General features: G+C 71.8%; 9 protein-coding genes. 6 read left to right on the top strand and 3 right to left on the bottom strand.

Features of this window, described 5'->3' with window-relative positions:
- Positions 1 to 32: 32 nt before the first annotated feature.
- Positions 33 to 635 carry a DUF4142 domain-containing protein gene (locus NRY95_21120; GenBank protein UYC16150.1) on the top strand — a complete coding sequence of 201 codons (603 nt, stop codon included), beginning with the start codon at positions 33 to 35 and terminating at the stop codon, positions 633 to 635.
- Here the strand turns inward: NRY95_21120 and NRY95_21115 are convergent.
- The 3 genes from NRY95_21115 to NRY95_21105 form a co-directional block, all read right to left on the bottom strand.
- Positions 629 to 2557 carry a M3 family metallopeptidase gene (locus NRY95_21115; protein UYC16149.1) on the bottom strand — a complete coding sequence of 643 codons (1929 nt, stop codon included), beginning with the start codon at positions 2555 to 2557 and terminating at the stop codon, positions 629 to 631. The genes NRY95_21120 and NRY95_21115 overlap by 7 nt on opposite strands.
- A 186-nt stretch (positions 2558 to 2743) precedes the next feature.
- Positions 2744 to 3823 (bottom strand): pirin family protein, encoded by a 1080-nt coding sequence (locus NRY95_21110; GenBank protein UYC16148.1) that lies wholly within the window; start codon positions 3821 to 3823, stop codon positions 2744 to 2746.
- Between the two features lie 147 nt (positions 3824 to 3970).
- A complete protein-coding gene (locus NRY95_21105) occupies positions 3971 to 4735 on the bottom strand; it encodes a helix-turn-helix domain-containing protein (GenBank protein ID UYC16147.1) in 765 nt (254 codons plus the stop codon).
- A 241-nt stretch (positions 4736 to 4976) separates the two neighbouring features.
- Here NRY95_21105 and NRY95_21100 point away from each other — a divergent pair, with 241 nt between their 5' ends.
- The 5 genes from NRY95_21100 to NRY95_21080 all read left to right on the top strand — a co-directional run bounded on the left by NRY95_21100 (position 4977) and on the right by NRY95_21080 (position 11990).
- The gene (locus tag NRY95_21100; protein UYC16146.1) at positions 4977 to 5492 is read left to right on the top strand and encodes a sigma-70 family RNA polymerase sigma factor; all 516 of its coding nucleotides are present in this window, start codon (positions 4977 to 4979) and stop codon (positions 5490 to 5492) included.
- Positions 5485 to 6567, top strand: a complete 1083-nt coding sequence (locus tag NRY95_21095) for a FecR domain-containing protein (GenBank protein UYC16145.1) — start codon at positions 5485 to 5487, stop codon at positions 6565 to 6567. Before NRY95_21100 ends, NRY95_21095 begins: the two co-directional genes overlap by 8 nt.
- 118 nt (positions 6568 to 6685) lie before the next feature.
- Positions 6686 to 9193: a TonB-dependent receptor gene (locus NRY95_21090; GenBank protein ID UYC16144.1), complete on the top strand. Its 2508-nt coding sequence runs from the start codon at positions 6686 to 6688 to the stop codon at positions 9191 to 9193.
- Between the two features lie 10 nt (positions 9194 to 9203).
- Entirely contained in the window at positions 9204 to 10574 is a 1371-nt protein-coding gene (locus NRY95_21085) for a histidine-type phosphatase (protein UYC16143.1), read from the top strand.
- 384 nt (positions 10575 to 10958) lie between these two features.
- A complete protein-coding gene (locus NRY95_21080) occupies positions 10959 to 11990 on the top strand; it encodes an NAD(P)H-quinone oxidoreductase (protein ID UYC16142.1) in 1032 nt (343 codons plus the stop codon).
- Positions 11991 to 12062: the final 72 nt, after the last annotated feature.

The raw sequence follows: 12062 nt of genomic DNA, 5'->3' as shown, positions 1-12062 counted from the left end.
CAAGGTGGCGGCTGGCAAACCAGGAGCACCCCATGACCCAGAGGCTCATCACGACCCGGTTTTCGATTCTCGCGGCGCTGGCCGCCGTGGCGCTGAGTGGCTGCGGCAAGCCGGGCGAGCAGACCTCGCGCACCGCACCGGCGACCTCGCCGGCGCCGACCGCGGCCCCGGTCGGCGGCGAAAGCGGGCGCGCCCCGATCGCCGGCGACGCCTCGGCCAAGGCGATGCTGCAGGTGCTGGAAGGCAATGCGGTGGCGCTGTCGCAGCAGGCGCTGTCGCGCAACGTCAGCGGCAGCGTCGCCGACTTCGCCCGCGAAGTGGTCGCCGCGCACCACGGCGCCGCGGCCGCGGACGCCGGCAAGGGCGGCCCGGGCGATGCGCAGAAGATCGCCGCGCAGGCGGCCAAGGGCCAGGCGCAGCTGCAGGCGCTGGACCAGGAGAAGGACGATTCGGCGTACATGAACGCCTACATGGCGACGATGGTGCGCAGCTATTCCGATGCGCTGGCGGTGATCGATGCCGAGTTGATGCCGGCGGCGCAGCAGCAGGCGACCAAGCAGGCGCTGCAGCAGGCGCGCAGCCGCATCGCCGGGCAACTGGAACGCGCGCAGGCGCTGGCCTCGGCGCGTTACTGAGCCGGTGCGGGCTGGGCGCCGGCGCGATCGTCGCCACGCTCCATGTCGCCAGCGATTCGGCCGGCCGGCGGCAGCGTGGCGTAGAGCGCGTCGAGTTCGCGCACGCGCGCATCGAACACGTCCATCGCCTGGGCCATCAGCTGCTGCGGGGTGACCGGATGGCCGAAGAAGGTGGCCAGCAGTGCGTCCGGCGGCGCCGCGAAGCCATCGCTGAGCAGGGCGTGGTAACGCGTCTGGAAGCCCGGCGAGGCCGTGCTGGCCTGGTCGTAGAGGCTGCTCGCCAGCAGGCCGGCATACAGGTAGTTCACCAGGTACAACGGATCCTGGTATAGCAGCCGCTTGCCCATCCACGCGTGCTGGCTCTGCGGATAGCGCGCGTCCCAGTCGCCGTACTGGCCCCAGATACTGGCGGTCAGCGCGTCGAAGTCGCCGGCGTTGCGCAGCGTGCCGGCGATCGCGCCGTCGTAGATCGCCTGTTCCAGCTCGGTTTCCTCGGCCGACGTGAAGATCTGGAACGCCAGATCGTCGATCAGCGCCTGCAGGTAATAGGCCTTGGCGCGCGGTTCGCCGCTGCTGCGGTACAGGTGGTCGTACAGCAGCATCTCGTTGAGGATCGCATAGCTCTCGAACAGCCAGCTCGGACCGTTGCGGTAGAACGGCGAGATGCCGCGTTCGCTCATCAGTTGCCGGTGGACGGCGTGGCCGCCCTCGTGGATCAGCACGCGCGGGCCTTCGATCGAGGGCGCATAGCGGCCGACGAACAAGCCCGACGGCACGCCCTGCGCACTGAGCGAAAATCCGTCGTCGACCCGATGGCCCTGCGTGCCGGCGACGTCCAGGCGCCGCTGCGCCGGGTCGAGCAAGGCGCGGAAATGGTCGGCATAGTCGCTGCCCAGCGGCTGTACCGCCGCGACCGCCGCGGCGCGCGCCTGCGCCAGGGTGAACTGCGGCAGCGCCAGGCCCGGCTCCGGCAGCTTCATGTCCCACGGCGCGGCGCTGTCCAGATGCTGCACGGCCTGCACATGCGCGGCGCGCATCCGCTGGTACTGGCGATAGTGCGCCGCGCCGGCCTTGACCGCCGACAGCGTGCGCTCGACGTCGCTGCGGTCGAATCCGCGGCCGGCATAGGCCGCGTCCGGCGCCGTGGCGAAGTGGTGCAGCCGCGCGCTGGCGTCGGTCAGGCGCACCGTGCCCAGCAGCAGCGTCGCGTACACGTCGCCGCGCGCCGCATAGCCGTCCCAGCGTTGTTGCCAGGCCGCCTGGCGCACGCTGCGTTGCCGGTCGCCGGCAAGCAGGTCGGCATCGCGGTTGGCGTCGCGTTCGCCGTTGGCAGTGGCGATCTTGGCCGCAGGGGTCGTGCGCCGGATCTGCTGGTACAGGCTCCAATAGGTGGACGCGGCCGGATCGGCCAGCGCGTCGACGATGGCGTCCTGTTCGGCGGGCAGTTCGTGCGGCGCGCGGCGCTGCGCTTGCTGCAGCAGGTAGGCGTAGCGCGAGGGTGCCTGGCCAGCGCCGAGTGCCCGTTGCTGCGCGAGCTTGCGCAGGCTCGCATCGACCGCGCGCCGGAGCCGGCCGACTGCGTTGTCTGTTGCGCTTTGTGCCGTGTCGCTGAGGCTGTCTTCGATATCGCGTGCGGCGAGCAGATGCAGATAGGCTTCATGGCGGCGGCCGCGCTCGAGCAGCGCGTCGGCCCGGCCCATGTAGTCGTCCAGCTGCGCGATGGCGGGAGCCGGCTGCGCGGCGAAGGCGTCGATCGCCGCGATCAGCGCCTTGCGCTGCTGTTGCTCGCTTTCTGCCGTCGCGAAGTAGGCGGTCTCGTCGATCCGTGCCGAGAGCGGATCGGTGTCGGCGCTCGCTGCGGCGGCCACGGCGCCGGGCGCGCCGAGCAGGACGATCAGGCTCAGGGAACAGACGATGCGCATGGCGGTTCTCGGCAATCCGGAGCGGCGACTGTAGAGCCGGTCGCTGCCGCTTGCTTGCGCGCGAGCAGCATTCTTGCGCGATGCTTGCACGAGCTGCGCGACGATGGACACACGGCCTGGAGCACGGGTCTGCGCCGGCGCGTTGTCGGTCCTGTCGCGCAATGACCGGCCCGGCGCCGGCAGCGCCTAAGCGCTGGTGTCGCCCGCTGCTGTCGCGTGCGGCGCCGGCCGCTCCTCGCGCCCATCCGGATGTCGCGCGAAGCGGTTCGGGTCGCTGCCGTGCACCGGCGCCTCGTCTTGCCAAGGCCAGCCGCCGAACTGGGTGCGGCGGTAGTCGGCCATGGCCTGTGCGATCTCGGCCTGGGTGTTCATCACGAAGGGGCCATGCTGGGCCACCGGTTCGGCGATCGGTCGGCCCTGCAGCACCAGGAACTCGCTCACGGCCGTATCGCCGTTGACCAGTTCGACCGGCTGGTCGGCGCGCAACTCGATGGCGGCATGGCTGCTCACCTCGCGCCCACCCACGGTCACCGCTGCGCCCTTGAAGAAGTACAGGCTGCGGCGCGTGCCCCGGCCTTGCGCGGCGGGCAGCGTCCAGCGTGCGCCGGGGGCCATGCGGATCGTCCAGATGGCCACGTCGGCGTCGTCCTGCGCAGCCCACGAATCCGGTGGCGGCGCGAGCGGGCCGCCGGCGCTGCCGGGCGCGGCGTCGACCGGGCCGATGCGGCCGGCCACGCAGGCCACGTCGGTGGTGCGGCCGGCGGCGTCGGTGGCGCTGAAGCGCGGCACGTCCTGTGCCCAGAACATGGTGAAGTGCGGCGCCACCATCTTGCTGCGCGCCGGCAGGTTGAGCCAGATCTGGAACAGTTCCAGCGGGTTGGGCGCCGCGCTGTCGAGCAGCGGGAACATCTCCGAATGGACGATGCCGGCCCCGGCCGTCACCCACTGCACGTCGCCGGCGCCGAAGCGTGCGGCCGCGCCGAGCGAATCGGCATGGTCGATCAGGCCCTGGCGCACGATGGTCACGGTCTCGAAGCCGCGGTGCGGGTGGCCGGGAAAGCCGGGGATGCGCTCGCCGTGATACATGCTCCAGCCGTCCTTGCGGCTGAAGTCCTGGCCGATGGCGCGGCCCGCGAGCGACGCCGCCGGGCCCATCGCGCCGTTGCCGGCGGGGTAGGCGTCGGCGTGGTGGACGCAGAACAGGAATGGGTCGATCGTTTCCCATGGAAAGCCAAGCGGCTTGATCTGGACGACGGGGTCGGTCATGAAGCGGTCCTTCGTGCGAACGCCGGCTGAGAGGGAGGCGGCAATCCTTGCGATATGGGGCGGGAGCGACGCAACGGAAGGCCGGTGTGAAGGACATCCTGTCCCGCATACGGAACGCCGGCCGCGGCGATGCGGCGGCGAGGACATCTACCGGCTGCCGTCCCGGTAGCGCGAGGGCGACATGCCGTAGGCGGCCTTGAACGAGCGCGAGAAGTGCGCCGCGCTGCCGTAGCCGCAGGCCAGGGCGATCTCCAGCAGCGGCTGGCGCGATCCGCGCAGCAGTGCGGCGGCGCGATCGGCCTGCGCGCGCCGCCGGTAGTCGCCGGGGGTGCAGCCGTAGCACGCGCGAAAGGCGCGGGCGACATGCGCCGGGTGGCGCTGCGCGATCCGCGCCAGGTCGGTCACGGCGATCTCGGCGGGCGCCTCGTCCAGGCATTGGCGGACCCGGCGCAGCCACGCCGGTGCGGCGCCGGGCGTGTTCCCGGTCTCGCCGCGGCCCAGGCTGGCAAGCAGTTCCAGCGCCAGGCCTTCGCACGCCAGCGCCGAGTAGGCATCGCCGGTCGCGTACTCCAGGCGCAGCTGCGCACCGATGCGCAAGGCCTGCGCCGAGCGGCGCAGGTGCGGCGCCTGCGCCAATGCCACGCCGCGCTCGCGCAGATAGTCCAGCCAGTGCGGCGGCGGTGCCAGCAGCAGCTTGAACGCGCCGTCGGCACCGAAGCGCTGGCTGTGGGGCGTATTGGCCGGGCAGAACAGCAGATCGCCTGGCCCGTGGCGCCGGCTCCGGCCCAGGATCGACTCCTCGTAGCTGCCGGCCAGCACCAGGCACAGCCACGCGTCATCGTGCGCATGGCCGGGCATGGTGCCGGCGGCGGCGTAGCGCTGCAGGCGCAGCGGCAGCGAAGTGGCAAACATGCGGGCTTTCCTGGCGAGGACGCCTGTGATCCTAGCGCGGTTGCCGCCGCGCCATCGGAGCGGGCGTGGGGCGGGCCGGCCGCGCCATGGTCGCCGATCGAGCGGACGCGGCTGGTCTCGCCGCGTGTCTGAATGCCGGCTGGGGGGCAGCCGGGCGGATGCGCCTGCGCTGCGCGAACGTCATCGGACTGTCATCTGCCGCGACCAGCATCGCAGGCCTTTCCGACCCTGCGAGCGCGTGGTGCGTCCCGAACCCTTGCCGGTGCTGTCGCGGCTGTTCCTGCAGTGGCGGCCGTCGCTCAGCCGCTATTTCCTGCGCCGTCGCGCTGCGGCATGGGATGCCGAGGACCTGGTGCAGGAAGTGTGGTTGCGCCTGCAGCGCAGCGAGGCGCATGCGCCGGAGATCGCCAATCCGGAAGCCTATCTGTTCACCATCGCCGCCAACCTGATGCGCGAGCACGCGCTGCTCAACCAGCGCAGCACGCAGCGCGACACCTGCCTGGACGAGGTGCTGGAGCGGTTGGCGGTGCCGTGCGAAGCCGATGCGCAGGTGCATCGCGCGCAGCGCCGGCAGCGCCTGGCCGAACTGATGGCGCGGCTGCCGCCGAAATGCCGCGCGGCGATGGTGCTGCGCTACCGCGACGAACTCGGCTACCAGGACATCGCCGAGCAGCTGCAGATCTCCAGCCACATGGTCAAGAAGTACATCATCAAGGGTCTGGCGGTGTGCCGGCAGGGCATGGCGCGCTATGCGTGAGTCGCCGATCGCGGCGGCCGCCGCGGCCTGGTACCTGGCCCAGCGCGAAGCGCCGCTGGCGCCGGTGCAGCAGGCCGAGTTCCTGGCCTGGCTGCGGCAATCGCCCACCCACGTGGCCGAATACCTGGGCATCGCGCACCTGCACCAGGACCTGCAGGCCGCGGCGCAATCGCAGCAGGCCAGCAGCGAACAGCTGTGCGCGCATGCGCGCCACAGCGGCGCGGTGGTGGTGCCGTTGCGGCCCGAACTCGGCCGCGCGGCGCCGCCGCGCCCGCGAGCGGCGCCGGTGGTACGCAAGCGCAACCGGCGTTGGGCGTTCGGCTTGGCAGCCGTGCTCGCGCTGGCGGCGATCGGCATGACCACGCAGCTGGCGGCGCCGGATACGGTCGCGACGACGGTCTACGCCGCCGGCGCCGATGCCGGGCGTGACGTCGCGCTGGCCGACGGCAGCGTGGTGCGGCTGGACCGCGGCAGCGCCATCGCGGTGCGCTACGGCGCGCAGCGCCGCGACATCGCGCTGCTGCGCGGCAAGGCGCTGTTCGATCTCGGCCACGATCCGGCGCGGCCGCTGCGGGTCAGCGTCGGCACCCTGGTGCTGCGCGACATCGGCACCGTGTTCGGCGTCGACCAACACGCCGGCGGCACCCGCGTCACCGTGCTGCAGGGGCGCGTGCACGTGCTGCGCGGCGCGCATCCGTGGTGGCGGCACAGTGCGCTGCCCAGCGAGGGCGCGCAGCTGGCCGACCTGGGCGGCGGCCAGCAGGCGCGGCTGGATCCGCACGGCCGGTTGCTGGGGCTGGACGCGCATGCCGACATCGCCGGCGCCACCGCCTGGCTGCCGGCGCAGGTCGGCGTGCACGACCGCAGCGTGGCCGAGGTGGCGCGGCTGTTCAACGCCTACACCACGCAGCCGCTGCGCATCGCCGATCCGGCGCTGGCCGCGCGCCGGATCAGCGGCGTGTTCCACCTGCGCGATCCGGAAGCCTTCGTCGCCTACCTGGGCAGCCTGCCGAACGTGCAGGTGCACCGCGACGCGCAGGCGGTGACGATCCGCAGCGCGCCGGCGCCGATGTAAGAAAAAATTCATGCAAATACCGGTAGCCGCGCGGCGCTGTGCGGCACTCCTAGGTAGGCATGGTCGTCGCGCTGCGTGCGCACGGCCGCCTTCCTTTCCCCTCCGGTAGCCACGTCCCATGCGCAACACGCTCGTCGTCTCCATCGCCCTGCTGCTCGGCAGCACTTCTTCGCTGCCGGCGTGGTCGGCCCCCGTCGCCGCCTCCGCACCGGCGATCGCGCCGATGCCGCTGGACCAGGCGCTGGAACTGTTTGCCCGCAACAGCGGCCTGCAACTGATGTACGACCCGGCATTGGCGGCCGGGCAGCGCAGCAACGGCGCGCCGGCCGGGCTGGCACCGGCGCAGCAGTTGCAGAAGCTGCTGGCCGGCACCGGCCTGGACTACCGCATGCCGACGCCGAGCACGGTCAGCATCGTGCGCAGCGCCGCCCCGGCGCAACGCAGTGCCGCCGCTCCGCGCGCGCCGCATGCCGCGGCCACGCCGGCGGCCGCCAACGGCGACCGCGACGACGGCCCGCGCGAACTGGCGCCGATCAACGTCACCGCCAACAGCGTCGACACGCTCGCGCCCAGCGCCGCGCCGCTGGAGGCGAGCCAGCCGACCTCGGTGATCGACGAACGCTTCATCCGCGACGGCCTGCGCCTGAACGCGAACTACGACGACATCATCAAGTACGCGCCGAGCGTGGTCACCACCTCGCCGGAAGGTCCCGGCCTGGGCAAGAACGAAGGCATCAGCATCCGCGGCTTCCAGGACGGCCAGTTCAACATCACCTTCGACGGCATCCCGTTCGGCGACGCCAGCGACCTGCACCACACCACGTCGGCCTACTTCAACAACCACGTGCTCGGCCAGGCCGAGATCGACCGCGGCCCCGGCGGCGGCGCCACCATCGGCAACGCCACCTTCGGCGGCACCCTGGCGCTGCGCACGCGCAATCCCGGCACGGTGGACGGCGTCACCGTGTACGCCACCGGCGGCAGCTGGGACACCTGGTCCACCGGGGTCAGCGCCGACGAGCACATCGGCAACACCCGCGTGTTCGCCGACCTGTCCAAGGAAGCCAGCGACACCTACCTGAAGGGCACCGACGACCGTCGCGAGCACGCCTTCGTCAAGACCATCACCGACCTGGGCGAGGCGACCACGCTGACTTTCGTCAGCAGCTACAACCAGGAGCACCAGAACACCGTGCAGGGCGCCACCCGCGCGCAGATCCAACAGCACGGCTGGCGCTACGGCCTGGGCGACGATCCGACCCTGCAGAACTACACCGGCTACAACAGCGCCGCGTACTACTCCAGCTTCAGCTATCTGGGCCTGAGCACGCGCCTGGGCGACTGGGACCTGGACAACAAGGTCTACTACAACAGCTTCGACCACACCGCCGCCAAGAGCAGCATCCCCACCAGCGAGAGCGCCGCCGACAATGGCGTGACCTTCTACTCCAGCACCGGCAAGAAGCTGTCCAAGTCGGCCAAGGACGTGCCCGGCAAGCTGTCGGACAACGATTTCCACGCCTTCGGCGACGTGCTGCGGCTGGCGCGCGAGCTGGGCCCGGGGCAACTGCAGACCGGCGTGTGGGTGGAGCGCAACCTGGACGAGCGCGAGCAGTTGCCGGTGGACATGAGCACCGGTGCGACCAGCGGCACCAAGTACGGGTACCTGTACAACTACCAGCTGCACGACCGCACCGACACGCTGCAGCCGTACGTGCAGTACGACTGGAAGCTGAGCGACACGCTGACCCTCAGCCCCGGCGTGCGCTATTCGCGGGTGCAGCGCGAGCTCGACGCGCAGCTCAACAAGAGCACGCCGCCGGCACCGTCCTACACCCATGCCAGCTACGACGCGACGCTGCCGTCGCTGAGCCTGCACGACGCCTTCAGCGAGCACTGGAGCGGCTACGTGCAGGCCGCGCGCGGCTTCCTGGCGCCGCCGATCGACGTGATCGAACTCAACGGCAGCCGCGGCCTGCAGCCGGAGCTGACCAGCAATTACCAGCTCGGCACCAGCTACGCCGCGCGCGGCCTGACCTTCGGCGCCGACGTCTACTACATCGATTTCAGCAACTACATCAGCCAGACCCTGGTCGCCACCGACAGCGGCACCGAGAGCGCCTACGTCAACGGCGGCGGCGCGGTGTACCGCGGTGCCGAGGCCGAGGCCACCTACGCGTTGACGCCGACGCTGAGCCTGTACGCCAACGCCAGCTACAACGAGGCCACCTACAAGCACAGCAGCACCCAGGTCGCCGGCACCCCGCACGTGACCGCGGCGCTGGGCCTGCTGTACAACAGCGGCACCGGCTACTTCGGTTCGCTGATGGAGAAGGTGGTCGGCGCGCAGTACGGCGTGGACAACACCACGAACGCCAGCGGCGCCACCGTGTTCGGCAACGACCAGCGCCTGGGCGGCTACGCCAGCCTGGATGCGGCGCTGGGCTATCGCAGCACGCAGGGCCCCTACGGTCTGAAGGGCTATTCGATCAGCATGGACGTCAACAACCTGCTCGATCGGCATGCCCTGATCGGCTACGCCGGCACCCGCTCCTCCGACAACCAGCCGCTGTACTTCGGCCTGGCCGGACGCGGCGTGTTCCTCGACCTGTCGCTGAAGTTCTGAGGCCGGCGCCATGCAGATCTCCATCGAAACGCGCGGCATCGCCGCCACGCGCGCGCGGCGCCTGCAGCGCGCGGCCGCGCTGCTGATGCTGGCCGCGGCCGCAGTGCCGGCCGCGGCGGCGCGATCGCCAGCTGACACTTCCGCTGCCACCCATGCGCACGCAGCGGCCGACGTGCGCCTGGCGATCGTGGTGATGCGCCACGGCGTGCGCGCGCCGACCCAGGATCCGCAAGCGCTGGCCAGGTACGCAGCGCAGCCATGGCCGCAATGGCCGGTGGCGCCGGGCATGCTCACCGCACATGGCGCGGCGGGGATGCAGGCGCTGGGTGCGCGCTTTCGGCAGCGCTGGCTGGCCGAGGGCGTGCTCGCAGCGGACTGCGCTACCGCGCAGGTAGTACTGATCGCCGACAGCACGCCGCGCAACCACGCCAGCGCTGCCGCTTTCGGCGCGGGTCTGCAGCCGGATTGCCGCGCAACCTACCTGGCGTTGCCGGCCGAGCAGAACAATCCGCTGTTCCACTACGCGGCCGGCAAGGACAAGGGCGACGGCAAGGACGACGACGCGGTGGCCGCGCCGCTGCATCCGGATGCGGCCACGCGCGCGCGGCTGCGCGAGCTGCAGCAGGTGTTGTCCGGGTGCCAGGGCGGTGCCTGCGCCGCGCAGGCGCCGAGCCAGGACAGGCCGCGGCTGGACGATCCGCAACGGCTGGACGATCCCGCGCAGGCGGCCAAGCTGCTGAAGAGCGCCGGCAGCCTGGCCGAGAACCTGATGCTGGAATACGCGCAGGGCCTGCCGCTGGCGCAGGTGGCGTGGGGGCGCGCCGACGCGGCCGCCCTGCAGCGCCTGATCGGGCTGCACAACGCCTCCTTCGACCACAGCAAGCGCGCCCTGCCGACGGCGCGCGCCGGTGGCTCCAACCTGCTCGCGCATCTGCTGGCGACGCTGCAGTCCGCGGCCGGGCAGGTCCCGACGGTGACGCCGTTGGCGCCGGCGCAGACACGTGCGCTGGTGCTGCTCGGCCACGACACCAACCTGGCGCAGCTGGCCGGCCTGCTCGACGTGCCGGGCACGGTGCCCGGCCAGCCCGACGCCTATCCGCCCGGCGGCGCGCTGCTGCTGGAGCTGGTGCGGCAGGGCGGCCGCGACTACCTGCAACTGCGCAGCGTGGTGCCGACCCTGCAGGCGCTGCGCGAGAACCGCTTCGACGGCAACGGCCTGCGCGAGCAGCGCTGGCCGTTGCCGGGCTGCGGCGGCCGCCTGCGGTGTCCGTTGGCGCTCGCGTTGCCGGCGCTGCAGGCACGGCTGGACCCACAGCAGGTGCAGGCCGAGGTGCCGGCATTGAGCGCTTGGCCGGTGCAGGCCGCGGTGGCTGGGGACTGACGCGGCTTTCTTTCAGCTGTTCAAATAGTGTGGGAGCGACTTCAGTCGCGACGGGCTTTACCGCTAAGACCGGTCGCGACTGAAGTCGCTCCCACATGTTTCACCGGATCCTTCTCTTCCCGAGTCGACTGCGCGTCCGTCGCGGCTGTCCTGTAAGGGCCGCTGTCGCGCCGGACAGCATCCCGCTTGGGGGTAGGGCGTTTGCTCGCGTCCACGGGCGGCAACGGCGCGGCCGGCACACCCGTGCATGGCGCGGCAACGGCAGGCGTCGTCGATAACGGCCTGCGCGCGCCATCACGGACCGCAACGCGGCGAAGGCCGATCATCGCGGTTCCCGCGCTGCGCGCCCGCGTGGCGCTGCGCCGTCTTGCCCAGGTTCCCGCCATGTCCCCGACCTCCGCCGCTGCGCTCCCCGATGCGATGACCGCGATCGAGATCCGCCACCCCGGCGAGCCGGAGGTGTTGGTGCCGGTGCGCCTGCCGCTGCCGCATCCGGGCCGCGGCGAACTGCTGGTGCGGGTGGCCGCGGCCGGGGTCAACCGCCCCGACGTGATGCAGCGCCGCGGCAGCTATCCGCCGCCGCCCGGCGCCTCGCCGCTGCCCGGGCTGGAGTTCGCCGGCGAGGTGGTGGCGCTGGGCGAGGGCGTGGAGCGCTATCGGCGCGGCGATGCGGTGTGCGCGCTGGTCGCCGGCGGCGGCTATGCCGAGTACGCGGTGGTGCACGAACGCAACGCACTGCCGGTGCCGGCGCCGCTGAGCCTGGCCGAGGCCGCGGCGCTGCCGGAGACCTTCTTCACCGTGTGGGCCAACGTGTTCCAGCGCGGCCGCCTGCAGGCCGGCGAGACCCTGCTGGTGCACGGCGGCACCTCTGGCATCGGCAGCGTCGCCACCTTGCTGGGCGTGGCCTTCGGCGCGCGCGTGATCAGCACCGTCGGCTCGACCGACAAGCGCGCCGCCAGCCTGGCGCTGGGCGCGCAGGCGGCGATCCTGTACCGCGACGAGGACTTCGTCGCCGAGACCCTGCGCCTGACCGGTGGCCGCGGCGCCGACGTGATCGTGGACCTGCTCGGCGGCGACTACCTGCCGCGCAACTACCAGGCGGCGGCGCTGGACGGGCGCATCGTGCAGATCGGCATCCAGCAGGGCAAGGTCCGCGAGCTGGACCTGATGCCGCTGCTGGCCAAGCGCCTGACCCATACCGGCTCGACCCTGCGCGCGCGCTCGGTGATGGAGAAGGCGGCGATCGCGCGCGAGCTGGAGCAGCAGGTCTGGCCGCTGCTCGCGCAGGGCCGGATCAAGCCGCAGCTGGACCGCTGCTTCGCGCTGGCCGAAGCGGCGCAGGCGCATGCGCGGATGGAATCCAGCGCGCATATCGGCAAGATCGTGCTGCTGACCCGGGCCGGGGCGGGGCAGTGAGACCCGGCCGCGGCTGAAGCCGCTCCCATACGCGAGCTCTCGCAGGAGCGGCTGCAGCCGCGACAGGCACCC

Source organism: Xanthomonas campestris pv. phormiicola (assembly GCA_025666215.1).
GTDB classification, from domain to species: Bacteria; Pseudomonadota; Gammaproteobacteria; order Xanthomonadales; family Xanthomonadaceae; genus Xanthomonas_A; species Xanthomonas_A campestris_A.
The sequence above is the reverse complement of the archived record's forward strand: the minus strand, read 5'-3'. Positions and strand labels throughout refer to the sequence as shown.

Excerpts from the sequence above, each read along its gene's own strand:
- NRY95_21120 (UYC16150.1), top strand. The coding sequence starts at position 33 with ATGACCCAGAGGCTCATCACGACCCGGTTTTCGATTCTCGCGGCGCTG.
- NRY95_21115 (UYC16149.1), bottom strand. The coding sequence starts at position 2,557 with ATGCGCATCGTCTGTTCCCTGAGCCTGATCGTCCTGCTCGGCGCGCCC.
- NRY95_21110 (UYC16148.1), bottom strand. The coding sequence starts at position 3,823 with ATGACCGACCCCGTCGTCCAGATCAAGCCGCTTGGCTTTCCATGGGAA.
- NRY95_21105 (UYC16147.1), bottom strand. The coding sequence starts at position 4,735 with ATGTTTGCCACTTCGCTGCCGCTGCGCCTGCAGCGCTACGCCGCCGCC.
- NRY95_21095 (UYC16145.1), top strand. The coding sequence starts at position 5,485 with ATGCGTGAGTCGCCGATCGCGGCGGCCGCCGCGGCCTGGTACCTGGCC.
- NRY95_21090 (UYC16144.1), top strand. The coding sequence starts at position 6,686 with ATGCGCAACACGCTCGTCGTCTCCATCGCCCTGCTGCTCGGCAGCACT.
- NRY95_21085 (UYC16143.1), top strand. The coding sequence starts at position 9,204 with ATGCAGATCTCCATCGAAACGCGCGGCATCGCCGCCACGCGCGCGCGG.
- NRY95_21080 (UYC16142.1), top strand. The coding sequence starts at position 10,959 with ATGTCCCCGACCTCCGCCGCTGCGCTCCCCGATGCGATGACCGCGATC.